This window comes from Rhizobium tropici CIAT 899, assembly GCF_000330885.1.
In the GTDB taxonomy this organism is placed as follows: Bacteria; Pseudomonadota; Alphaproteobacteria; order Rhizobiales; family Rhizobiaceae; genus Rhizobium; species Rhizobium tropici.
On record NC_020062.1, the window covers coordinates 1,548,977 to 1,573,947 of the forward strand.

Sequence of the window (24,971 nt, forward strand, 5' to 3'; positions counted from 1 at the left end):
TTGACATGACAGGCACTCCCAAGATCACCTTCATCGGAGCCGGCTCGACCGTTTTCATGAAGAATATCATCGGCGACGTCTTGCAGCGCCCTGCCCTGGCAGGAGCCAGGATCGCGCTGATGGACATCAATCCGCAGCGGCTGGATGAAAGCGCCATCGTTGCCCGCAAGCTTGCCTCGACGCTTGGCGCTCCGGCCACGGTCGAGACCTTCACCGACCAGCGCAAGGCGCTTGACGGCGCACATTTCGTCGTCGTCGCCTTCCAGATTGGCGGCTACGAGCCCTGCACGGTCACCGATTTCGAGGTTCCGAAGAAATATGGCCTGCGCCAGACGATCGCCGACACGCTCGGCGTCGGCGGCATCATGCGCGGCCTGCGCACGGTTCCGCATCTTTGGAAGATTTGCGAGGACATGCTCGCCGTCTGCCCGAATGCGATCATGCTGCAATATGTGAACCCGATGGCGATCAACACCTGGGCGATCGGCGAGAAGTACCCAACGATCAAGCAGGTCGGCCTTTGCCACTCCGTGCAGGGCACGGCCATGGAGCTGGCTCACGATCTCGATATTCCCTATGACGAGATCCGCTACCGCTCGGCCGGCATCAACCATATGGCCTTCTATCTCGAATTCGAGCATCGCCAGGCCGACGGTTCCTATCGCAATCTCTATCCGGATCTCGTGCGCGCCTATCGCGAAGGACGAGCGCCGAAGCCCGGCTGGAACCCGCGCTGCCCGAACAAGGTTCGCTATGAAATGCTGACCCGCCTTGGCTATTTCGTCACCGAAAGCTCCGAGCATTTCGCCGAATACACGCCCTACTTCATCAAGGAGGGCCGCGAGGACCTGATCGAGAAGTTCGGCATTCCGCTCGACGAATATCCGAAGCGCTGCATCGAGCAGGTAGCGCGCTGGAAAAACCAGGCGGAGGAATATCGCTCGGCCGAGAAGATCGAGGTCAAGCAGTCGAAGGAGTATGCCTCTTCGATCATCAATTCGGTCTGGACCGGCGAACCCTCGGTCATCTACGGCAATGTCCGCAACAACGGCTGCATCACCTCGCTGCCGTTCAATTGCGCAGCCGAAGTCGCCTGCCTGGTCGACGCCTCCGGTATCCAGCCGACCTATGTCGGCGACCTGCCGCCACAGCTGACGGCCTTGATCCGCACGAATATCAACGTGCAGGAACTGACGGTAAAGGCTCTGATGACAGAGAACCGCGAGCACATCTATCACGCTGCGATGATGGACCCGCATACGGCAGCAGAACTCGATCTCGATCAGATCTGGTCCCTCGTCGACGAACTGCTAGCAGCTCATGGCGACTGGCTGCCGGAATGGGCACGCGGCACTCGCAAGGTTCAGGCCGCCTGAAGCCACTCTCCCGGCTTGCGGCCCAAAGGCCTCGCGGTGTTGCCGCGGGGCCTTCCATTTTTACCGCACCGGAGAAAATGAAAATCCAAAACGCGGGCGAATATCGCCTCGATAACCCATGGCAAAGCACCCTCGCCTGGGTTAGAAAACACACGCAGTTTGGAGGAGACGAACGACATGGCGAGCTCAGACACATTCACCACCGGAACCTTTGTCGGCCGCATCTGGCGCCCGAATGTGGAAGGTCCTGCCCTCGTTATCGTTCGCGATGGCACGGTCTATGACATCACCTCGAAGGACGCGCCGACCATGCGCGACCTGCTGGAGAAGGACGATCCGGTCGCTTTCGTGCGCGCGCAAAAAGGCGAGGCCGTCGCAAAGCTCGACGATTTGCTGGCTGCCAAGGCTGATGCCGCATCCGTCCATCTCCTCGCACCTATCGATCTGCAGGCGATCAAGGCCTGCGGCGTGACCTTTGCCCGCTCGATGCTGGAGCGCGTCATCGAAGAGCGTGCAGCCGGCAATCCGGACCTTGCCGAAGCGATCCGCGGCAAGGTGACGGCGCTGATCGGCGACAGCCTGCGCAACTTGAAGGCCGGTTCGCCGGAAGCCGCCAAGGTCAAGGCAGCGCTGATCGAGGAAGGTGTCTGGTCGCAATATCTCGAAGTCGGCATTGGGCCGGATGCGGAAGTCTTTTCCAAATCGCAGGTCATGTCCTCCGTCGGGCAAGGTGCGGATGTCGGCCTGCATCCGATCTCCAAATGGAACAATCCCGAGCCGGAAATCGTGCTTGCCGTCGATAGCCAGGGCCATGTGAAGGGCGCCACCCTTGGCAACGACGTCAACCTGCGCGACGTCGAAGGCCGGTCTGCCTTGCTGCTCGGCAAGGCCAAGGACAACAACGCTTCCTGCTCGATCGGGCCTTTCATCCGCCTGTTCGACAAGACTTACTCTCTCGACGACGTTCGCAACGCCGATCTCGACCTCAAGGTCGAAGGCGAGGACGGCTATGTGCTACATGGCCGCTCGTCGATGAAGGAAATCAGCCGCGATCCGCTCGATCTCGTCTCGCAGACCATAGGACGCCATCATCAGTATCCCGACGGCTTCGTGCTGTTCATGGGAACGCTTTTCGCTCCCGTCGAGGATCGCGACACGCCCGGCCAAGGCTTCACTCATAAGGTCGGCGACATCGTCACCATCTCGAACGAAAAGCTCGGAGCGCTGCGCAACCGCGTGCTGCTATCGACCGAATGCCCGCCCTGGACTTTCGGCGCCTCGCATCTGATGCGCAATCTTGTCCGGCGTGGCTTGATCTGAGACGCCAGCTACCGAGCGCGAGACTGAAGGAGCCAGTTTCGCGTTCAACTCCACGGTACTAATGGATAAGCGATATTAAAGGGGCGTCTGCCTCTCAAAAGTCCGCCCACCTGCCCCTCAATCTCAATGGGTGGACATCGATTGCGGCTGGTTGAGGCGGCTACGGACTGCTGTCAGTTCCGAGGTCGTGTGGTTGAGGCGGTCTGCCAGCACGCGCATGATCTCGACGGCCATTTCCGGGAAATCGCTGAGCAGCTTCAGGAAATGCTCCTTGCTGATCTTCAACGCCTCCAGCCTGGAAGTCGCTTTCACCGTGGCTGTACGGGAGACATCGCAGAGGATGGCGATCTCGCCAACGATGGAATTGAGATCGACTTCGGCAACCTTGATCTCGCCGGCCGGGCTATCGACGAGAATATCAGCAGTCCCTGAAAGAACAACATAGGCCGCGTCGCCTTGATCGCCCTGATGAAACAGGGTTTGGCCAGCATTGTAGCTGACCCGATCGGACGTAAACGCCAAGAGTTTCAATTTTGCGGGTGCGATGCGCGAAAAAATCGGCACCCGCTTCAGCATTTCAACTTCGTCCTTCAGAAGCATGAGCTTCGATACCCCCAGTGTTCGGCCCCAGACGCCACTGTCGAGATAGGATATTACGATAACAGTTCTTTGAACATACCGTTTTTCTCTAAAAGATCGGTGGTAGAGCCGTTTTCGACGAGACTGCCGTGATCGAAAACCAGCACACGGTCGAACAATTCGGCAAAACTGGGATTGGAGAGAACCCAGATGATCGCCGGCGCATAGTCGCCGCTATGGAGTTCGCCCAGAATGGCCCTCGCGATCTGATCCTGGACGCGATGGTCGAGCGCCGGCAGTGGGCGATTGCAGATGATGTAATCGGCACGTTTCAAAAGGGCGCGACCGAGATTGAGTTTCTGGCGTTGTACGTTTGTCAGGCGCTTGCCGCCCGAGCCGACGTCGAAATCCAGCCCGATCGACAGAACGCCGTCATGCATGCCGAGACGCCCGAACACATCATACATGATCTGGTGGATGCGCTCCGGCGCATTCGCCTGCTGATGCGCGATACGGCCAAACAGCACGTTATCCATCAGGGTCGCCGACGCAGTGAAGCGCTCCGGATCGTAGCGCTCGATGACCTTGGCAAGATCGGCTGGAATATTCTCGTAGAACTTCGCGCGCGCCTGCACGATCTTTTCCATGAGCACCTGCGTCAGGAGACCGAAGCGGTGACGCGGTTCGATATAGGAGAAGCTCAGGCGGATGATGGCCGCACGCTCGTCGTCGGTAGCCGCCTCATAGCCCTTGCCGTTCAGCTTCTGCAGCAGCGCCTCATAGGTCGGGATGTCTTCCGCCGTCATGAAGGTCAACTGCTGGAAGAACGGATGGTCCGGCGGCAGGTCCGTGAAGAGTTCGACTGCGTTTTCGGCAATCTCCAGGCCCATATCGTACAAATCGGATACGAGACCCGTTTCGTCGAATATCTGCCGGAAATAGGGATGAGCCGCCAGTTTGCGATTGGTCATCTGCGGCCGCTTCAGCGTACCGAAAAGCAGATTTTCACCGACCGTCGCCTGCGGATTGTAAGCATCGAACTCGAAGGGAACCACGAGATCCTCGAGCTTTTCCTCCTCAAGCCGCGAGCGCAATGCCTGCCGCAGTTCTACGATGCGTGACGTCAGATCCTGGTGTGTGGCCGCATCGACATTCGAGCGCAAGGCCATGTCGAAAATATCCTGCGACATGGCGACGGCATCGAGCACCGGCCGGATTGCGGAATAGATATCATCCGGCCCCGTTGCACCGGCGGCGGCATAATCCACCCAATCGCTATTGAGATCGAATTCCGGATTGGCCGCACGACGCGCCTCGGCCATGCTCCATTTAAGCTTTGCCGCCTCATCCTCGCTATAGACGGGGGCAGCGAGCGGCGCATGCTTGAGACCATAGAGCAGATTGCTGCGCAAAGTGCCGTGAAAGAAGAATGTTTCGGAGGAGGCGTAGGCGATGCGTCGCCCGATGAGGGATTCCGGCAGTTCCAGAATATCGTGGCCGTCGATCGAGATGCGGCCGCTATCCGGCCAGGTCAGGCGACCGAATGCCTCTGCAAGATATTCGCCGCCCGCACCGCTCTCGCCAACGATCGCCACCCTTTCGCCGGGATGAATTTCAACCGAAACGTGATCCAGCACGCGCGCACCGCTGTCATCGACGATGGTGACGTTGGTTGCGACGAGAGAATGGGTTATGCGGGCCGCCGGTGCGGGCGAAACCGCCTGGATTTTCGGATCGATCAGATGGTCGACGCTGAACTGTTCGACCACCTGGTTGTATTTCACCTGAACGTCCTGACGCGACTGATCCCAGTCGATCAGCTCCTTCAGCGGCCCTGGCAGATCCTTGTAGGCATTGATGACGGCGACGAGCTGACCGATGTCCAGGCGACCCTGCAGCGCCAGGAAACCGCCAATCAGGTAGAACAGAAACGGCGTCACCTGAGCGAGAAAATTATTGATGAATTTGACCAGGAACTTCCACTGGTAGAGATCGTAGCGGATCGAGAAGATCAATCCGAGCCGGTGCGCAATATCGGCGCGCTCCAGGTTCGTCGTATCGTTGGCATGAATGGTGCCGATGCCATCGACGATTTCGCCGACGCGGCCGGAAAGCTCGCGTGCCGTCAGCTGCCGCTGGCGCCCGAGTTCCAGAAGCCGCTTGCGCATGCGCGGAATGACGATCGCCTGTACGGCGACAATTGCCGCGGCGATCATGCCGAGCCAGAAATTCTGCATGATGATGAAGACGAGCGCCGTCACCGCCTGACCGCCGAGAAGCGCCGGCTGCACGAAGGCATCGCCGGTGAAGCCGCCCATCGGCTCCACCTCATCCTTGATCATGGTTGCGATTTCGGCGGGCTTGACCCGCTTGAAATGGGACGGCGGAAACCGCAACACGCGGTCGATCAGCTCGAATCGGATACGGCGGAGCATGCGCTCGCCGAGCCGCCCCTTGTAGGTATTGATATAGAGCTTGAAGAGGCCATTGAGCACGACAAGCGCCAGAAATACCATGCTCAGTGCAACGAGCATCGACATGCGCGTCAGCTGCACACCCTGAAAAATTTCGACATGGCCGATGAGCGGCACATTGAAGGCGATGTGCATGAAGGTCTGCGTGTCGCCGGGATGTTCGAAACCCTTGCCCTGGATAGGCCCGTTGACGATCTGCTTCGGCAAGTCGAAGGACAGGAAGTACGGGATCATCGAGGCCGCGACGACGAGCAGTATCCAGATCTGCTCCAGCCGGGTATTCGACCAAATGTAGCGTGCTAGGCTTTTTTCCATTGCTTACTGCAGGCTTTCAAATTCAACGCCCAGCACCGGCGTGATGCCGGCACCAATGTTGCAGAGATGCGGGAAGGTTTCGTTACGGATACGTGGCCCCATATGTGAAAAGGGACGCCGCCCGGTTCTTCGTCCACGCTCCTCCCGATTCATCGATTTTTCGATTTATATCACAAGATTGCGGGAATCCAGGAAGATAAAACGACAGGATGTCTCCAATATCAGCCGCACAGGTGTCTACCTGCCATCACGCAGAATGGCAGATGTTCTGGCGGCACCGCCGAGATCTATATCCGGGTTGCCTGGCTTGGGGCGCGATAGCGCCGCCTTCACGGCGTCGACCAGCATATCCGTCGTCAATCCTGCCTCCGGCAGGGCCAAGGCCAGCCCCAATCTCTCCAGCCGTTCGGCCCTGACGGACTGCTCCGTCTCGCCGCCGGCGGTGAAAGGAACCAGAATGGCGCGGCAGCCGGCCACCAGAAGATCGCCGACCGTATTATAGCCTGCCTGCGAAATCGAAAGCTCGGCGCCACGCAAAAGGGAGGGAAAATCCTTACGGAAGCGAACGAGCTCGACATTGCCAGGCGCATCCATGGCGAGATCGGCGTAATCCTGCTCCGGCAGGTTCGGCCCGGCGATCAAGAGCCAGCGGCGATCTCTCGCCACGCGGCTTGCCGCTTCCAGCGAGGCGCGGATGAGGTCACGCCCGACAGCACCGCCGCCAGCCGAAACGACGATGTCGAAAGTTTCGACCGGTTCCGGCGGCAAAGCGGGTGCGACAAGACCGGTATAGATGATCTTGTCGGCGATTGCCTCGGTCAGGGGAAAGGTCTCCTCCAGCTGGACAAAATGCGGATCGCCGTGAACGAGCACGCCATCGAAATGATCACGCAGGAGGCCGACCGTCTCTTCGTCGCGCCCCGGTTTCTTCTGCTGCTGCAGAATATCGCGCACCGAGGTGTAGAGCCTCGGCTTCGGATCGGCTTTAGAAATGGCATCGAGCAGCGGCAGGAGCTCGAAACGCATCTGCCTGCGGCCGAAGGGAAAGGCCTCGATAACAACGACATCGGGTGCAGCCTGCCGGAACGCCTCGAGAAGCAGATCTCGCCGGCGGGACAGAAACTCTTCGCCGACCGGCTTGCCTGACTGATCGGCGAGGCCGGAAAAACCGGCGCTGCTGGCAACCACGGCCGGCAACGTCACCGAGGTGACATCCGCGCCGGGAAATCCGTTGACCGGCACGCCACCGGTGACCACCGTCACCTGGCAGCCGTCTTTCGCCAGCGCGCTGGCAATGCGGCTGGCCCGCGCCAGATGGCCAATACCGAGCAGATGCTGAACGTAGAAAAAGACCCGCAAGGGTTGGCTATGCGAGACCGTCACGCGGATTTCCGCCATTGATCTTCTTTCTGCCATTGCGCCTCGAACAGCCCGGTCAGCTGCCGGATGCTGGCGTGATAGTCGAAATGCTCGCGCACCCGCCTTTCGGCAGCCTCGCCCAGCCTGTGGCGCTGCGCCGGGTTGCGAATGGCGGATTCCAGCGCCACGGCAAGTGCCTGCGGGTCCTCCGGGGGAACGACGAGACCGTTCGTACCATTTTCGAGTAGTTCGGGGACGCCGGAAATATTGGTGGAGACGCAGACAAGACGCTGGCTCGAGGCCTCGACGAGCACGTTCGGCAGCCCGTCGCGATCGCCGTCGGCGGCCACCCGACAGGCGAGCGCGAAGATATCGGCCTGGCGATAATGGGCGAGCACCTCTTCCTGTGCCAGCGCGCCCTTCCAGGTGATGCGATCGGCAATCCCGAGCGTATCGGCTAAGGCTTTCAATTTCGTCAGACCGTCACCGCCGCCGATATGAGTGAAACGCCAGTTGAGGTCGCCGGGAAGCAGCGCCAGCGCCTTCAGCAGCACGTCGTATCCCTTCTTCTCGACTGCACGACCGACACTGAGAAGGAAAGCGGGATCGGAGGCGTCGCTGCCATCGCGGCCGGAATGTTCGCCAGCGAAAGGATCGAAGCGATCGAGATCCAGACCGTGATAGCTCAGATAGACCTTGTCATCCGCCCCGATCAAATCGCGCATATGCTCGAAACCGGTACGCGTGCAGGTCACAGTCCAGCGGGCGCGGCCGAGTTTTTCCGAAAGCTCCCAGTCGGGCGACGTCCAGATGTCCTTGGCATGCGCCGAACACGTCCAGGGGATACCGGTCATGATGCTGGCATAGGAGGTTACCGAGGCCGGCGTGTGGATAAAGTGCGCATGCAGCCATTCACCGCCGTCAGGCCATTCATGCGCCAGCACCAGGGCCTGACCGAAGCGCCGCACGCGGTTCGGTGTGATATCCCGTTTGAGATCGGCCCAGAACTGCTTCAGGAGCGGCTTGAACCCGGGCTTGCCGATGCCGGCAAAGAAGGCGCGAAGCACTCTCAGCGGTTCGTCGTGCAGATATTCCGGCAGATAGACCACGCGCGCCTTGATCTCGTCATGGACAGGATGGCGCTTCCTATCAGTGGGTTTGCGCATCGAGATCAGCGTCAGGTCGAAGCCAGCCTTCTCCAGGCCGAGCAGCTCTTGCGCAATGAAGGTTTCCGACAGGCGGGGATAGCCTTTCAGGACCACCAGTATTTTCTTCCGCATCGACAGGTTCCGGTGATCTACTCGGCAACGATCGATAGCGGCGTGTAGCGCTCGCGGTCATCGAACCATTCGCCGATGGTGTGCGAGATGTGCACGAGCCCCTCGAGGCGCATATTGCTGTTGCTCGCCGAGGGCGGCGCCCGGTTCGGCAGGCGCTTCAAGGCAGCTGCAAGCTGCTTCGGATCGGCCGATTCTTCCGGCAGCAGCATGTCGACGAGGCCGAGCTCGCTTGCCCGCTGCGCGCGGATGAGCTGCTCCTCGCGTGGCCGCGTGCGCGGAATGATCAGCGCCGGCTTGTCGAAGGACAGAATTTCGCAGTAGGTGTTGTAACCACCCATAGCCACGACCGCCTTGGCACCGGCAATCAGCTCTTCCATCTTGTTGTCGAACTCGATGACCTGCAGACAGTCGATCTTGCTGGCGCGCTCCAAAAGCTGGCTGCGCTCCTTGGCCGGCATATAGGGGCCAAGCACGATCAACGTCTTCTGCGTGAGAGAGCTGTCCTCCTCGAAAGCGGCGATGACGTCGCTCACGAGATCGGCGCCGTCGCCGCCGCCGCCTGTTGTCACCAGGATATAATCCTCGTCAGGCACATGTTCCGACTTCGTGCCCAGCGTGGAAACGCTGCGCTGTAGGAAGCCGACGAATTCCATCTTCCGGCGCACGCCGGAGGGGACATCGAGGCCGACGAGCGGATCGTGAAAATCCGGCGGGCCATAGACCCAGACGCGATCGTAGAATTGATCGATCTTCTGCAGGACGTTGTTCTTCTTCCATTCGGCTTCCAGCAGGTGTGGCGCATCCATCACGTCGCGCATGCCGAGAACGAGCGTGGTGCCGCGCGCCTTCAGATAGGTCAGCGTCTCCTCGACCTCGCCTTTCAGCCCCAACGGTTCCTTGTCGACAATGAAAACGTCGGGCTGGAAGGTTTCGGCCGTATGGCGAATGATCGACTGCCGCATCTTCAACGTTTCCTGCAGCGCGACATGGCTCGCCATAGACGTGTATTCACCGTCGCGCAGCTTGATGACGCTCGGCACTTTGACGAAATCGACACGGGCGCGGTAATCGAATGCCCCGGCGATCGTTGCGCCGGATATGATCAGCACGTTCAGGCCGCGATAGTCCTCAACAAGCGCATGGGCAATCGTTCTGCACCGCCTCAGATGGCCGAGACCGAACGTGTCATGGCTATACATGAGGATTCGAGCATCTTCTAAGCGCCGCTTCATAGGCAAAACCTCTGGGGGTGAAAGTTATACGCGGTATGTCGACAAAGGACATCCGCGGGCCGCTTCTCGAATTGCAATCCTGTCTTCGCCGTTCACCCTGCTATTTGTAGGGATCGGCGGCATCGCGCAAGCCGTCTCCTAAAAAGTTGAACGCCAGAATGATCAAAATCACCGGGATCATAGGAAAAAGGAGCCATGGATAGAAGGCGATGACGCTGACGCTCCTTGCCTCGGTCAGCAAAATACCCCAGCTCGTGATGGGCGGGCGAAGCCCCAATCCAAGGAAGCTAAGTGCGGTTTCGCCGAGAATCATGCTCGGAACGGAGATCGTTGCCGAAGCAATGAGATGCGACATGAAGCCCGGAACGAGGTGCCGGCCGATGATGCGCGGCGTGCTGGCGCCCATCAATTGCGCAGCGAGAACATAATCCTCCTCGCGCAGGGACAAAAGCTTCGAGCGCACGGCGCGCGCCAAACCGGTCCAGTCGAGAATGCCGAGAATGATGGTGATACCGAAATAGACGATGATCGGGCTCCAGCTCACGGGCATGATCGCCGCCAGCGCCATCCACAACGGCAGGCTCGGCAGCGATTGCAGCACCTCGATCACGCGCTGGACGAGGAGATCGAAGAGGCCGCCGTGATAGCCCGCCAGACCGCCGATGACGATGCCGAGCACGAAGCTGACCGAAATGCCGATCAGCCCGATGGTCAGGGATATGCGTGCGCCATAGATGATGCGCGACAGCACGTCACGGCCCAAACGATCCGTCCCAAGCAGGTACATTTGTCCGCCGACCGCAGGACAGACCAGATGGACGTTCGAATCCACCAGGCCCCAGAAGCGATAGGCATCGCCGCGACAGAAGAAGCGGATCGGCTGTACATCCGAGGGATTATCGATATAGACCCGGCGCAGCGTATCGATATCGAGCGTCATCTTGCGGCCGTACACGAACGGTCCGACAAACTCTCCGTTGTTGAAGAAATGCACCGCCTGCGGCGGCGAATGGATGTAGTCGACATTGCGGGTATGCAGCCCGTAGGGGGCGAGGAACTCGGCAATGACGATCATGCCATAGGCCAGCAGCAGGAAAATGCCTGACGCAAGCGCAAGCTTGTGCTTCTTGAACTTCCACCACATCAGCTTCTTTTGCGAAGCCATGTAATAGCGCTGCTGGCCGGCCGACATGGCCTCGAATTGATCCGGATCGAAATCCGCGCTCGAGACATAATGCTCCAGGGGGGCGCCGGGTTTTGGCAGGGATACGCTCACTTTGTGCTCCTGCCTTGCAAGCGGATGCGGGGGTCGAGAAAGCCAAGAGCGATGTCCGAGATCAGCACGCCGATGACGTTGAGGAAGGCGAGGAACATCAAGAACGAGCCGGCAAGATACATGTCCTGGCTCTGCAGCGCGCGGATCAACATCGGGCCGGTCGTCTCCAGCGACAGCACGATTGCCGTGATCTCGGCGCCCGAAATGATCGACGGCAGGATGGAGCCGATATCGGCAACGAAAAAGTTCAGCGCCATGCGCAGCGGATATTTCACCAGCGCCTTCAGGGGATGCAGCCCCTTGGCCCGCGCAGTGACGACATATTGCTTCTGCATCTCGTCGAGCAGATTGGCGCGGAGGCGGCGGATCATGCCGGCCGTTCCGGCCGTGCCGACGATGATGACCGGGATCCAAAGGTGCGACAGGATCGAACGCGCCTTTTCCCAGCTCATCGGTTGCGAAAGATACTTTTGATCCATCAGATGCCCGATCGACACGCCGAACCAGACATTGGCGAAATACATCAGGATCAGCGCCAGCATGAAATTCGGAATGGCAATACCGAGCAGACCGAGGAAAGTCAGGCCGTAATCGCCCCAGCTATATTGATGGGTTGCCGAATAGATGCCGATCGGAAAAGCGATCAGCCAGGTCAAAAGGATTGTTGTCATCGACACGAGGATTGTCAGCCAGAGCCGGTCGCCGACGACATCCGATACCGGCAGCTGATATTCGAAGGAATAGCCGAAATCGCCATGCAGCATGCCGCCAGCCCAGTGCAGGTATTGAAGCGGCAATGGCTGGTCGAGCCCGTATTCGTGGCGAAGATTCTCCATATCCTGGAGATTGGCGGTGTCTCCCTGAGCGCGCAGTTCGGCGATCTGGCTGTCGAAGAAGTCTCCCGGCGGCAGCTGGATGATGGTGAAGACCAACATGGAGATGATGACCAGGGTCGGGATCATCACGGCGGTGCGCCAGAGGATATATTTAAGCATTCCGGCGATCCTCCTTCATCCAGAAGGTGTCCGGCATATACACGCCGAGCAGGCAGGTCGGGTCGAAGCCGTACAACGCCTTTTCCGGTACATTCTGCATGCTGGCCGAATGCGCGATTGGCTGCAAAGTCGCGTTGACCAGACCGATGGAGAAGACTTGATCCGTGTAGACCTTCAGCATCTTGTGCCAGATTTCGGCACGCTCGAATGAGGAGGCTGCCTCTTCCCATTCGCCAAGCAGCTTGATCAGCTCGACGGCTTCCGGCACATCGGGAGCCACCCCTTGCGTCTGGCGCGACAGATAGTACATGCCCCAAAGCGGCCATTGCATCTGGTCGCTGGTCGTCGGCGCCAATTCGCCCGGGTTCATGTCGGCCGTCGCCACGCCATTATCGAGGCCGTACCATAACGACATCAAAATGCGGCCGCCCATGGCGCGACTGCGGAAAACATCACGTTGGGATACGCGGATGAAAAGCGCGATGCCAATCTTACGCCAGTGATCGGTCACCAATTCGAGCACGTCGGAATCGAGCGTACTTTCGCCCGGGGTCTCAACGGTAATCTCCATTCGCCGACCATCCGACAGCAAACGGACACCGTCTTCATCCCGCTTATCCAGGCCGACAGCATCCAACAGAGCGTTGGCCTGATCCGGATCGTGCTCGATCCAGGCGGAGGCATATTCAGGTTTGAAAAGCGGGCTGTCGGGCAACACCGTGTTGGCGCTTGCCGTGCCGAGGCCATAGAACACGGCCATGTTGATCTCGTGACGATCGATCGCAAGCGACAGCGCTCTGCGCACCCGAACATCGCGCAAGAGATCGCGCCAAACTGCATCGGCGCTATTCAGATTGGGGTACAGGGCAACGCGCGATCCGCGCGCCGCCTTCCAGAGATCGACCTTGATCTTGCTTGGATCGCGCCTCTCCGCCTCCTTCAGGAACGTATAGTCGTTGAAGTCTATGCCGGTCGCCTGAAGATCGCTTTCCCCCGCACCGGTTTTGGCAGCGATGATCGCCGAAGAACTGATGTTCAGGATCATGCGGTCGATATAGGGCAGCTGCCGCCCGTTCTCGTCAACGCGATGGAAATAGGGGTTGCGTTCGAATACGAATTGCTCGGCCGGCGGCGCCGTCGTGTTTTTCCATGGGTCGAGTACCGGCAATTTGGGATTTTCAGGCCGGTAGGAGCGGCCCATCTTGATATGCAGATCCTGCCATTTCTTCACGCGGCTTTCCTTCATCAGCGAGGAAAGCCGAATGTTGTCCTGGTATTTCTTGTGGAACTGCTTGAGATAATGTGCTGGCCCGGCGATGACGAGCGGCTGCGGGGCAGCCAGGATCGGCAGGAAATTCGGGTTGGGATCATCCCAGGAATAGCGCACCGTCAAGTCGTCGAGCAGCTCGAAACGCGGCAGGCTACCGTGCGGACGCAGCTCCAACGCACCTCCGCCGGGCGTTAGCTCCTTGTTGAGAATGACGTCTTCCCACCAATAACGGAAGTCGTGGGCCGTAAACGGCTCTCCGTCGGACCATTTATGGCCCTCGCGCAGCTTGAAGGTGAACACCATATCGTTGACGGTGGAAAAGGATTCGAGAATATCTGGCTGAAGCGTCAGCGTGCTGTCATAACCAACCAGGCGCGCGTAGCCATAGATGGTCATGAGGCGGATGTCGTTCTGGCTGCCGATGAGCGTGCGCACGGAGCCGCCGTAACGGCCCGCCACGCGGCCCATGGCCGCGACGTTGATGACACGGGGGAACTTCGGCAGGCGCTTGGCGAGGTGCGGCATCTGGCCGGCCCTCAGCCAATCGGCGAGGTATTCCGGCTCATTGTCGACATCGGCCGCCAGAACAGGCTGCGGCAAAACTGCGGAAGCCATCAGGCCAAGGAATGTACGCCGGCCGATCATTTGCGCAACTCCTGGGCATCGACACCCCGGCGCACGCGCACGAAATGTCCGCCGCCCAAATCCGCATAGGTAAGCTCCCCGTCGGCACCGTCCGAAAATTGCGGCCCCCATTTCTGCCGGGCAGCAGGGCCTTCGCTGTTCAGGGCGGAGAAATCCAGCTGTCGGTCGAGATCGGGAAACGGAACGGCGGCGAGCAGCGAACGCGTATAGGGATGGACGGGGGCGCGCAGAATGACCTCCCGCGGAGCGATTTCGACGATGCGTCCTCGCGCCATGACGGCTATGCGGTCGGCCATGTAATCCACCACTGCGAGATTATGCGAAATGAACAGATAGGTCAGGCCGAGCTCTTTCTGCAGATCCTTGAGAAGGTTCAGGATCTGCGCCTGAACCGACACATCGAGCGCCGAGACGGGCTCATCGAGGATTAGAAGCTTTGGTCCAAGCGCCAATGCGCGCGCAATTCCGATACGCTGCCGCTGGCCACCTGAAAAGCTGTGCGGATAGCGGCTCAGATAGTGCTTGTCGAGCCCGATCGCCTGCATCAGTGCCGTAACCTTCTCCTTGCGCTCGTCACTGTCGCCACGCCCATGGATTTCCAAGGGTTCGCTGAGGATGTTGCGGATGGTCATGCGCGGAGAAAGCGAAGAGACCGGATCCTGGAACACCATCTGAATCTTCGTGCGCAGATCCATCAATTCGTCGCCCTTGACGGCAAGCACATCGATCTTGCCGCTGCCGTCGTCGAAGCTGACGGAACCGCTATCGGCAGTGACACCCCGCATCAGTATCTTGCTGACGGTGGTCTTGCCGCAGCCGCTTTCCCCGACCAAGCCAAGACATTCGCCGCGGCGAATGTCGAAACTGACGTCATCGACCGCACGGAACTTCGTGCCATCGCGCCGCCCAAACAGTCCGCCGGCCTTCGAGGTATAGGTCTTGGTCAGATTGCGCACGCTGAGCAGGACATCGGGTGCTGCCCCCGCAGCCGGCACGCCGCTGCCGATAAGCTTCTTCTTGCCGGAAAAGGTGCCGAGATTGACCGGAACGTCCCGCAGGGACTTCAATCGCTCTCCCGGCTTCATATCGAAATGCGGCACCGCCGACATCAGCGCCTTCAGATAGCGATGCTGCGGCTGGCGAAAGATCGTCTCGACCGGGCCTGCTTCCATGATCTCGCCGTGATAGATGACCACGACTTCGTCGGCCATATTCGCGACCACGCCGAGATCATGGGTGATCAGCAGCATCGCCATGTTGAACGTCTGCTGGAGATTGCGCAGCAGGCCGAGGATCTGCGCCTGAATGGTGACATCCAACGCGGTCGTCGGCTCGTCGGCAATCAGGAGCGCCGGGTTGCAGATCAGCGCCATAGCGATCATTGCACGCTGGCGCATGCCCCCGGAAAGTTCGAAAGGATACATGTCGAAAGTTCGAACCGGGTCCTGAAAGCCGACGAGATGCAGCATCTCTTCCGTCTTTTCACGCTGCTCGGCTCTGCTGGTACCTGCGCTATGAATGCGTAGCGCTTCGCTGATCTGGTTGCCGACCGTATGCAACGGCGATAGCGAGGTCATCGGCTCCTGGAAGATCTTTGCCATGCGTGCGCCGCGCAGCGCGCGGATAGCGACCCCGTCACGCGGCAGCTGGAGAATATCGGTGGTCTTGCCGTCGAGCGGATCGGTGAAGAGAATCCGTCCGGTCGCCTTCGCCGCCGCCGGAAGAATGCCCATGATCGACTGGCTGATGATCGATTTGCCGGAACCGGATTCACCGACGAGCGCCGTGACCTTGCCCGGAAGCACCCTCAAGCCGGCATTTTTGACGACGCGCAGACTATCCCCGTAGAGGGAAAACGAGACGTCGAGGTTCTCGATACGCAGTAGATCAGTCCCTGACGCCATACATATTACTTCCCGCTCACATGACCTTTGTGGCCTTATGCGGCACACTAACGTAGGCCATAACGGGTGTCTAGCTGGTCAAAGCGATGCGGAGACTGTAAAAAAACTGTCGCCTTTCCAGTGATATATCGGCTTATGCTGAAGCGTAAGGCATGTGCCGTCACCGAGCGAGGTTTTCGACTTGAAGACGGCCCTCGAACTTCTTGGCATCCCTGTGCAAGAGAATAACCCGTTCGGCCTCGGAGAGGCTGTCGGCCGCCGTCTCCTGAAAGATCTCAAGCGCGCTGCTGGCTGCTGCCGCGGCCTTCGGAGAGACGACTGTGAAGCGCTGGCGCACGCCGCGCAGCTTTTCTTCTCCCAGCGTCCCCCATTCGCAATCGGTGTAACTCGAGAAAGCCTGGCTCGCGACGACCTCCGTCGAATATTTCTTGGTCAGCGACTGCAGCCTCTCGACCTCGTTGACCGCCGCGCCAAAGGCCGAAAAGGTCAGCCGGTCCTTCAATCCGACATTGCCGAACATGACGTTGCCGACATGCAGGCCGATCCCGTAGCGCACCTCGCTCAGATTACGCGACTGGCGATCGCTGTTGAGCGCGGCAACGCGGCGCTGCGCTTCGAAAACAGCCGACAGCGCGGCTTCGCACGCGACCTTGGACGGGTCCTTGTGCCGGCCGCACGGATAGACCGCCAGAAAACCGTCGCCGAGAAAGCTCAAGATCTCGCCGCCATTGCGGTTGAAAGGCGCAGCAATCGCATCGAAGAATTCGTTCAGCGTATCGATATAGGCTTGCCGCCCTTCCTTTTCGGCAAAAACTGTGGATTGCCGCATGTCGCCCATGACGAGCGCTGCCCGGATCGTCTCGCCATCGCCTCGGCGGATTTGACCGTTCAGCACGCGCTTCCCGGCATCGCCACCGAGATAGGTGGTCAGCATATTGTTGGCAAGCTTGCCGAGAACAGCCATCTTGGCGGCCATGGCGAGATGATTCTGCATGCGCATCAACGCGCCGATCATATCCTCGCTGAAACCACCGATGTTATCGGTGGACCAGGAGCCCATCATGCCCTGCATCGAACCGGCCCCGAATGTCTGCACGAAGGCCATATAGTCGGTCACCTTCTCCTTGCGCAGGTCCTCGAAGATCGGAAACTCGACCGCGCCGTCACTGTCGATCCGGCGACGCAGGTGCTGAAGATTGTTGGAGAGAAGATAATAATAGGGGCTGCGCATGAAGCGTTCCGGCTGTTCGTTCCCGTGCCGGTAGCCCTCGATCGTCAGACCGCCACCCCGACGCCAGGTAAAACCGAGCGCGTCATAGAGCGGATGAAGCATGGAAAAGGTCAGATGCACGCGCTTGAGCGGCATCCCGGTGGCCGCCATGCGTTCGCAGAAACCGCGAACGACCGTTTCCAGGTTCTCGCCCGTCAGGGCGGCCTGCGTCAGCCATTCCGCAACTTTATCGATAAGAATATCAGAGACACCCGAATTGATTGCCATTATTCCCGCGGCCCATCCTGCAATGCTTGATGCCTTCACCCGACCATGGCGCACCGTCGATTTCGTCGGCATCCGTATCCGGGACTTCCAGGCCATCGTCAAAGACTGAAAGAAGCATCATGCGACGGCACCAACACGTTCCATTGCCACCTTGGATCGTGCAGGCACCCAAAATATCGACTGTATTTCCTCACACCCCCGCACATGAAATGCGGCAAAAGGACAGCCGCCGCAACCGACGACTCTCGTTTTGTTCTCATTGAGATAAGGCGCATATTCGGCTGACACAATGGGCAAAAAGCAAATGGATCGATAAAATTGCGACTGCAGCCCTGCGCGCCGCAGATGAAATCATTCGCCCGCGGCAAGCGCGGGCGGCCGCTTTCCCCGCAACGCCATGGCCGCCATAGCATACCCCCCGCTCGCCCCATCGATGAAGTGCATATGGTCGCGCATGAGAGGCGTCGGAACGAAACAGGTCATCAGCGCACTGTCCTGCCGATGCAGACCGAAGCGACACACGCCTTCTGCCTCTGCCCGGCGTAAGCGTGCCTCGATACGTTCGAGATGTTCGGCATCGACATCGATGGTCATTTTCAGACCGTCATCGAACTTGCGGAAATCGGAATTCGCAGCGAGATCGCGCCGATAGGCCTTAGCATCGAAGAATGCTGCCCTCACGCGGAACTTGTCGAGGCTCCAGAGCAGGATAACTTGGGCGTCGATAAGAAGCTTGCGCCACCAGCGGTTGGCCGGAGCGGCAAGAGCCCGCGCTTCGATATCGACACCATCGAATCTCAATGCTGGCGTCGGGCCTTCGACCGGGACGGGGTGGCTGTCGCGGCTCTGCTCTGCAGAGATGGCGATGATATCGGCGACCAATTGCTGAAACTGTGGACCGTTTCCATCCTCGCCGGGGATAGCGATGATGGAGATGATCTCGCCATTTTGCGCCTTTATCGGATTCCAGCGGCAGGAAAGCCCTGTTAGATCGGGCTCCGCCTTTTCCGGCGGCGTTTCGACGATGAAGCGTCCTTCCTTCATCTGCCGTTCTGCCCAGCTCGTGCCGCCACCCGAAAACATGGCGTAGGAAACATGGTCGTTTGGGTTGAAACGCGCGACCTGCACGTCGAACCCCTCGTCGCGGATGGCGGTCATCGGCACCAAAGCGGTGCGGAGATCGAGCTGCAGCTCTTCCATCACCCAGCCCCGTACCGCTGAAAGCGCCTGCCGCGCCCGCGCCTCGCCGGAGGGCGGGACTGCCACCAATGCGCCATCCCCCCCGAAGGCGAAGGGATAATCACCTCGATCCAAAGCGTTCAGCACGGCGGAAATCACGCTGGCGCCGGCCATGTTGACCGACTTGTAGTGACCCGCGGCAATCGCCTTTGTCGAGCTGACGATGTCGGCGACCGCAATCAACCAGTCACCCGGCAGGGGCTGATAGTTGGCGCTGTCGGTCACACCCTCGAAACGGGTGAAACCCGAAAGCTTGTGGAAGAAATCATCGTTGGACGGCTCGGCCATGATATCCCCCTTCTGTGAGCACCGCGACAATCTATCCCTACAGCAAATGCGTCGAAAAGCCAGCGGGTGGTCGACGCCGCGATGCCCGCCATGCTAGGCCACGGCGGAAGAGGCATAGAACGCCAAGGATATTTCAAATACGATGAGCCGCCTGGATAGTTTCATTCGCCGCCTCAGTGCGCAGCGCGACATTCTCAACGCCGTTGCCGATGAGGTGAAAACGCTCGACGGCCCGGTGCTGGAGCTTGGCCTCGGCAACGGCCGCACCTTCGATCATCTGCGCGAACTCTTCCCCGATCATCGCATCGTCGCATTCGACCGGACGGTCAATGCCTATGGTCCTTCCATGCCGTCGGCCGAAAACCTTGTTCTCGGTGAGATCAAGGACACGGCGAGAACTTTCATTGGCGCCAACGCGTCGCTCGCCCATGCCGATATCGGCACCGGCTATGAAGACAAGGATGCGATAACATTGACCTGGCTGCCGGAAATCATGGCTGGCGTGCTGGCATCAGGCGGGCTTGCGGTCAGCGGCCTTCCCCTCGACCATCCGGATCTCGCTGTGCTGCCGCTGCCCTCGAGCGTCAAGGACGGGCGCTATTTCATCTATCGGCGCAGATAGGATCAGCGCAGAAACAGGACGTCGAACTGTTCGCCCGCCACCGGCAGTTCGACCACCTTCATGATCCGCTCGCCGCTTTCGAAGAAGGCGAGACATTCGCTATAGTGCCGAGCAAGATCGACAATGAAGTCTCTGGTCTGATCCTTGCCGTAGAAGGCCGGCGTGAATTCCATATAGAGCGGCACCTTGCGGGCCATCAGCGCGCCCATCGAACGGCAGGCAACCGGCTCATAGCCCTCGATGTCCATCCAGAGCAGCCCGATATCGGCGGGATCGACGCCTGCCTGCAGCAGAATATCGCCAACCGGACGGACGGGCACCGAGATCTTCTCGTCGGTCGGGCTTTGCCGCAGCGCGCTGCTTTTGCCATGGTTCTTGTGATTGAGATAGAAATCGAGCTGCCCCTCGCGATCGCCGGCAGCGCAATTGACCGCAGTCACCATTTCCTGCAGGCCATTATCGGCAATATTGACTGCCAGCAGGCGAAAATTGCGCGGGTCCGGCTCGACGCTGACGATGCGGTCATAGGCGCCGCTCAAGGCAAAATAGCAGGTCTGCGTGCCGATATTGCCGCCAAGTTCCAGGAGCGCCGATCTCTTGCGCAACAGGCCGTGCTCGCGCAGGACGCTCAGCAGGCGATCGACATGGTCGCGCTCGAAATGCCCTTTGCGAAAAACCTTGCGGCCGATGTAGTCGGCCGGCGAGAAACTGAGGACGTGATCGCCGCAATCGACCGTCATCGTCTTCACGCGGGGGCCGATCGCACTGACGAGGATATCCCGGCCGAGCCTGGTGTCGAACAGGCGCGTGGCGATCGCGTCCCGCTTGCGGCGAAAAGCTCGCTTCCAGTATTTTCTTGTGAGAATCTTGGCGTCAAACATGAGCGCCATCTCTACACCGGCGCCATTCCGTTGCAAACGGACAAGGGCGCCGCCGCCGCCACTCTCTGAAAATCAGGCAAAATGGGCGCTGGCCTCTTTCGAAACGATATAGACCCGCAACGGCTCGCCCCGGCCTCTGACGGCAATCTCGCGGCTTTCGGTGCCGGCGATATCGGCTTCCGAAAGCTGCGCCACCGGCTCCGAAAAGACCAGCGCGGCGTTGAATTCCTTGGCGACGCTTTCCAGACGGCTGGCGACATTGACGGTATCGCCGATCGCCGTCACGTTCTTGACGGTGCCGTATCCCATCGAGCCCACTACCGCGAGGCCGGTATGGATGCCGATGGCGATTTCGAGCGGGGCAGCCAGGTCATCAGCCAGCTCGGCACTGAGCTTGTCGATCTCGCGGATGATCGCGGCGGCCGCCTTCAGGGCCTGACGATTGGCCTCCTTCGGGGTTGCGCGAAGGCCGAAGAGTGCCATCGCGCCATCGCCGATGAACTTATCCATCCGGCCACCATTTTCTTCGATGATGCGGCCAACGATAGCAAAATAGCGGTTGAGCAGGAAAACGATGTCGAAGGGTAGCCGCGATTCCGTCAGCGAGGTGAAATGGCGTAGATCGCAGAAGAACACGACGATCTCCCGCTCGCGGCCGGGACTTGCGGCTTGCGTGTAGACCGGGATCGTCGCCTCGGCCATCGGCGTCAGCAATGGCACCACGCTGACATTGCCGGTCGGGCGCAGCTGGCAGGCAAGCCTGACATCCGGCGTGGCGCCGATACGATTCAAGGTCTTCTGCTCCAGCGGCTCGGGCGGTGGCAGGTTTTCGGCTCCCTCGATGATCTGCACGCGGCAGGTGGAGCATTGGCCCTTGCCTCCACAGACCGAATAATGCGGGATGCCGCCGAGACGGCTTGCCTCAAGCACGCTGAAGCCGCGCGGTGCATGCACGACCTCCCCGCCTGCATAACGAATGGCGACCTGATATTGCCGTTCTCGCAGTCTGCGATGCGCTCGGAAGGCAAAAAGAACGGCGATCGACAGACTGAAGGCGCCATAGAATCCGGCGCGGTAAGGCCACAAGTCTTCCGCCATCTTACCGCCGGGCGCCGAGCCTGTTTCGCCAAAGCTTCGGACGTCACTGTAATAGCCGCCTGGATAGCCGCGCTCATCCTCCTGGGCGACCTCATGCGCCACCGTCTTGCCCATTGCGGCAAAGCCGAGCAAAGCGAGAATCGGCAGGACAATGGCAAGCGACAGCATGACGGGCGCGATCGCCATATACCAGGGGCGGTAGCGCAGCCAGAAATGAACGCCAATGCATCCATGAAGCCAAACGATCAGGAGGACGAACGACTGGCGCATCCCATTGAACGGCGAAGTCACCCACAAGGTGCGCACGACCGCCTTATAGGTGTCGTGATAGCCGTAGACCTCATGAACGATGCGTGTCGCAACGATATGGTCGATCAGCAGGAGGGGCACCAGCAGACCGGTAACGATCTGAAAAGCCTCGCCGGCGGGCATGACGAGCGTCCTGCGCTTGTAGAGCATTCGCAGCACGAGCAGGATATGCAGGATCAGCGCCCCATAGAGCAGCACGGTTCCGACCGGATTGCGCCAAACCGCCATGAACCAATGTTGCGCATGTTCGGCCATGCCGAGCGAGATCAGGCCCAGGGAATGGTTGGCCAAATGCATGATGACGAAAGCAAAAACGATCAGACCCGAGCCGAGACGCAGCTTTCGCACGAGGCGATCGGTCATGATTGGCTTTCTTGCCTCTATGGTCATCAAACCCAATGTATATTGCCCGTTCACAACTGATCCGAAAACGGTTATCGCCTATTCATCGACAGCGCCGCGCGTCAAATATGACGCGCAAAGGTCGCTGTAGCACTTTTAACCTGCTGCATAGTTTTATCCTCAAATCGATTCCGATTTAAGGAATTATGCAGTAGCCGCAACGCCGCATGCTGTCGAGGATGCGGCTTTTCGAAGCAGGGACCTTATTGTCACGCAACCGGTCGGAATTCGGGCAATCCTTTCACGATTCGGGTTCCTGCCATCACTTAATCGTCAACCGTGCGACGACATCATGAAAATCGCCTTTTACGCTCCCCTGAAGTCGCCTACCCATACGGTCCCATCCGGCGACCGGCTGATGGCGCGCCAGATCATCGCAGCATTGAAGATGACGGGACATCAGGTCGAAGTCGCTTCCGAATTGCGCAGTTTCACGCCCACTCCGGAAGCCGGCCCACGCATGGAAATCGCCCGGCAGGCGAAAAGTGAGGGAGAACGATTGCTGGAGCAGTGGCGGGATACGGCGGCGCCCGATCTGTGGTTCACCTATCATCCCTATTACAAGACACCCGATCTCATCGGCCCGTTCGTCGCCAGGAGGCTTAATATCCCCTATGTCACGGCCGAGGCTTCCTACTCCCGCCGTCATGACGAGACCGGCTGGCACGAGAACCAGCGCCTTATTGCCGATGCGGTAAGGCTTGCCGCCGTCAATCTGTGCTTCACCGAGCGCGACCGGATGGGTTTGCTCGATGCAATTCCCGAGGGCTGTTACGAGCGCTTCCCGCCCTTCATCGATGCTGTGCCCTTTGCCCGCTCCTTCGCCGATCCGCGACGGCTGATTACGGTGGCGATGTTGCGCAGGGGCGACAAGTTCGACAGCTACGCCATGCTGGCAAGTGCGCTCGATCTCATCCGTGATCAGGATTGGACCCTGACCGTCATCGGCGATGGGCCGATGCGGGCCGAGGTCAGGTCGCTGTTCTCCGCATTTAGCGAAGACCGCATCATCTGGCGCGGAGAGCGCTCTACCGCAGAGATCGCGAAAGAGCTGGCAACCGCCGGTCTCTACGTCTGGCCAGGCTGCAACGAAGCCTATGGCCTCGCCTATCTCGAGGCGCAGGCAACGGGCCTGCCCGTCGTCGCGCAGGCAACGGCCGGTGTGCCTGAGGTGGTGATGGCGGGCATGACAGGACTTCTAACACAGGAAGGCGATATAGAGGCCTATGCCGGGGCTATCGCCGAGCTTTTGATCGACGCGAGCCGGCATCGGGCCATGGCAAACGCAGCCTATGACTTCGTGCATCAGGAGCGTTCGTTGACCGCCGCGTCGACGCGGTTGGAAACCATTCTTCGAAAATATCTGGGAGACACCTATTATGAGCGATAGAGCCGATTGGCAGCCCCTGCGCGACGAGCTGCAGCGATGGAACGCGGCCGGGCGAAAGGCGAAGCTATGGTTCCGCGACGACGACGCCATCGAGCCGACTCCTGCCCTCGACCGGCTTCTATCGCTTGCCAATCGTTTCAACGTGCCGATCGCGCTTGCGATCATTCCGCAACCGACGGGCAAGGCACTCGCCGAACGGCTGGCGGGCGAAAGCCGCGTCACCGCCACCGTGCATGGCTGGACCCACCAGAACTATACGCCTGACGACACCAAGAAGCAGGAACTCGGCCTGCACCGGCCGCAGGCGGTCGTGCTGGACGAGTTGCACCGCGGTTTCGATAAGCTCGAAGCTCTTTATGGCAAGCAGTTCGTACCGCTGCTGGTGCCGCCGTGGAACAGGATCGACGATGCGCTGCTGCCGCATCTCGCCCCCTTCGGCTATCGCGCCGTCTCCGTTTTCGGATTGGCAAAGCAGGCCCCGATCGGCTTGATCAACACGCATATCGATATCATGAGATGGCACGGGGTGCGTGGCGGTCTACCGCATACCGAAGTGATCGGACGTCTCGTTGAAGAGCTCCGGATCCGTTTCGACGGTCACGACGAACCGATCGGGGTGATGACGCACCATCTCGTCCATGACGATCTCGCCTGGGATTTCGTGGAGACACTGTTCGAGGAAACGGCCGACCATGCCGCCATTGAATGGCGGCCGGTCACCCATTTCATACACTAGCCGTCGCATTGCACTCAGCTGAGTTCTTGGGCGAGCCCGATGAGGAGCCCTTCAGGCCCGCGGATATAGCAGAGGCGATATGCGTTGCCATACTGGACGACTTCGCCGACGAGCTGCGCACCGCGCTTGCGGAGCCTTTCAAGCGTCTCGTCGATGTCGTCCACGGCAAACATGACCCGGAGATAGCCCAAAGCGTTGACCGGATCGTTCCGGTGATCCGCGACGACAGCCGGCGCGAGAAAGCGGGAAAGCTCGAGCCGGCTGTGCCCATCCGGCGTGCGCATCATGGCAATCTCGACGTGCTGATCGCCCAGCCCCGTGATACGTCCGGCCCACTCCCCCTCAATCGTCGCCTGCCCTTCGAGCTCAAGGCCAAGTTCGCGAAAGAAATCGATCGCGCCTGCCAGGTCTTCGACGACGATTCCGACATTGTCCATTCGCTTGACAGCCATGTCTCCAACCTCCCGGAAGCCGTTCCAGTCT

19 protein-coding genes are annotated in these 24,971 nt (G+C 59.7%); 5 read left to right on the forward strand and 14 right to left on the reverse strand.

All coding sequences use genetic code 11. From position 1 onward, the window contains the following. The first annotated feature begins 5 nt into the window (after positions 1-5). Positions 6-1,376 carry an alpha-glucosidase/alpha-galactosidase gene (gene melA / locus RTCIAT899_RS29200; protein ID WP_015343445.1) on the forward strand — a complete coding sequence of 457 codons (1,371 nt, stop codon included), beginning with the start codon at positions 6-8 and terminating at the stop codon, positions 1,374-1,376. A 177-nt stretch (positions 1,377-1,553) separates the two neighbouring features. Beyond that, on the forward strand, positions 1,554-2,696 hold the full coding sequence (locus tag RTCIAT899_RS29205; protein ID WP_015343446.1) for a fumarylacetoacetate hydrolase family protein: 1,143 nt from the start codon (positions 1,554-1,556) through the stop codon (positions 2,694-2,696). 123 nt (positions 2,697-2,819) lie between these two features. On the opposite strand, the gene RTCIAT899_RS29210 is transcribed toward RTCIAT899_RS29205, so the two are convergent. The 11 genes from RTCIAT899_RS29210 to RTCIAT899_RS29260 all read right to left on the reverse strand — a co-directional run bounded on the left by RTCIAT899_RS29210 (position 2,820) and on the right by RTCIAT899_RS29260 (position 19,050). Further along, positions 2,820-3,296 (reverse strand): cyclic nucleotide-binding domain-containing protein, encoded by a 477-nt coding sequence (locus RTCIAT899_RS29210; protein ID WP_015343447.1) that lies wholly within the window; start codon positions 3,294-3,296, stop codon positions 2,820-2,822. A gap of 53 nt (positions 3,297-3,349) precedes the next feature. After that, on the reverse strand, positions 3,350-6,064 hold the full coding sequence (locus RTCIAT899_RS29215) for an ABC transporter ATP-binding protein (protein ID WP_015343448.1): 2,715 nt from the start codon (positions 6,062-6,064) through the stop codon (positions 3,350-3,352). Between the two features lie 237 nt (positions 6,065-6,301). Then, positions 6,302-7,462: a glycosyltransferase family protein gene (locus RTCIAT899_RS29220; RefSeq protein ID WP_051043354.1), complete on the reverse strand. Its 1,161-nt coding sequence runs from the start codon at positions 7,460-7,462 to the stop codon at positions 6,302-6,304. After that, positions 7,444-8,709 (reverse strand): glycosyltransferase family 4 protein, encoded by a 1,266-nt coding sequence (locus RTCIAT899_RS29225; protein ID WP_184462074.1) that lies wholly within the window; start codon positions 8,707-8,709, stop codon positions 7,444-7,446. The genes RTCIAT899_RS29220 and RTCIAT899_RS29225 overlap by 19 nt, the downstream gene beginning before the upstream one ends. Positions 8,710-8,720: 11 nt before the next feature. Next, positions 8,721-9,935 carry a glycosyltransferase family protein gene (locus tag RTCIAT899_RS29230; protein WP_041678249.1) on the reverse strand — a complete coding sequence of 405 codons (1,215 nt, stop codon included), beginning with the start codon at positions 9,933-9,935 and terminating at the stop codon, positions 8,721-8,723. Between the two features lie 100 nt (positions 9,936-10,035). Then, complete coding sequence (locus tag RTCIAT899_RS29235) at positions 10,036-11,211, reverse strand: ABC transporter permease (protein WP_015343452.1); 1,176 nt, start codon at positions 11,209-11,211, stop codon at positions 10,036-10,038. Further along, positions 11,208-12,206 (reverse strand): ABC transporter permease, encoded by a 999-nt coding sequence (locus RTCIAT899_RS29240; protein WP_015343453.1) that lies wholly within the window; start codon positions 12,204-12,206, stop codon positions 11,208-11,210. Before RTCIAT899_RS29240 ends, RTCIAT899_RS29235 begins: the two co-directional genes overlap by 4 nt. Beyond that, positions 12,199-14,121, reverse strand: a complete 1,923-nt coding sequence (locus RTCIAT899_RS29245; RefSeq protein WP_015343454.1) for an ABC transporter substrate-binding protein — start codon at positions 14,119-14,121, stop codon at positions 12,199-12,201. Before RTCIAT899_RS29245 ends, RTCIAT899_RS29240 begins: the two co-directional genes overlap by 8 nt. After that, positions 14,118-16,025, reverse strand: coding sequence for an ABC transporter ATP-binding protein (locus RTCIAT899_RS29250; RefSeq protein ID WP_015343455.1), 1,908 nt, complete (start codon positions 16,023-16,025; stop codon positions 14,118-14,120). Before RTCIAT899_RS29250 ends, RTCIAT899_RS29245 begins: the two co-directional genes overlap by 4 nt. A 160-nt stretch (positions 16,026-16,185) precedes the next feature. Continuing rightward, positions 16,186-17,523 carry an adenylate/guanylate cyclase domain-containing protein gene (locus RTCIAT899_RS29255; RefSeq protein ID WP_015343456.1) on the reverse strand — a complete coding sequence of 446 codons (1,338 nt, stop codon included), beginning with the start codon at positions 17,521-17,523 and terminating at the stop codon, positions 16,186-16,188. 351 nt (positions 17,524-17,874) lie between these two features. Next, the gene (locus RTCIAT899_RS29260) at positions 17,875-19,050 is read right to left on the reverse strand and encodes a DUF3095 domain-containing protein (RefSeq protein ID WP_015343457.1); all 1,176 of its coding nucleotides are present in this window, start codon (positions 19,048-19,050) and stop codon (positions 17,875-17,877) included. Positions 19,051-19,192: 142 nt separating this feature from the next. Between RTCIAT899_RS29260 and RTCIAT899_RS29265 the strand changes: the two genes are divergently transcribed. Next, a complete protein-coding gene (locus tag RTCIAT899_RS29265; protein WP_015343458.1) occupies positions 19,193-19,672 on the forward strand; it encodes a class I SAM-dependent methyltransferase in 480 nt (159 codons plus the stop codon). Positions 19,673-19,674: 2 nt separating this feature from the next. Here RTCIAT899_RS29265 and RTCIAT899_RS29270 read toward each other — a convergent pair whose 3' ends face one another. Beyond that, complete coding sequence (locus RTCIAT899_RS29270; protein WP_041678467.1) at positions 19,675-20,553, reverse strand: FkbM family methyltransferase; 879 nt, start codon at positions 20,551-20,553, stop codon at positions 19,675-19,677. Between the two features lie 72 nt (positions 20,554-20,625). Then, entirely contained in the window at positions 20,626-22,350 is a 1,725-nt protein-coding gene (locus tag RTCIAT899_RS29275) for an adenylate/guanylate cyclase domain-containing protein (RefSeq protein WP_041678250.1), read from the reverse strand. 304 nt (positions 22,351-22,654) lie between these two features. Here RTCIAT899_RS29275 and RTCIAT899_RS29280 point away from each other — a divergent pair, with 304 nt between their 5' ends. Both RTCIAT899_RS29280 and RTCIAT899_RS29285 read left to right on the forward strand, forming a co-directional pair. Continuing rightward, a complete protein-coding gene (locus RTCIAT899_RS29280; RefSeq protein WP_015343461.1) occupies positions 22,655-23,752 on the forward strand; it encodes a glycosyltransferase family 4 protein in 1,098 nt (365 codons plus the stop codon). Continuing rightward, a complete protein-coding gene (locus RTCIAT899_RS29285) occupies positions 23,742-24,488 on the forward strand; it encodes a polysaccharide deacetylase family protein (protein WP_015343462.1) in 747 nt (248 codons plus the stop codon). Before RTCIAT899_RS29280 ends, RTCIAT899_RS29285 begins: the two co-directional genes overlap by 11 nt. A gap of 14 nt (positions 24,489-24,502) precedes the next feature. Here RTCIAT899_RS29285 and RTCIAT899_RS29290 read toward each other — a convergent pair whose 3' ends face one another. Further along, a complete protein-coding gene (locus RTCIAT899_RS29290; RefSeq protein WP_015343463.1) occupies positions 24,503-24,940 on the reverse strand; it encodes a VOC family protein in 438 nt (145 codons plus the stop codon). Between the last annotated feature and the right edge of the window lie 31 nt (positions 24,941-24,971).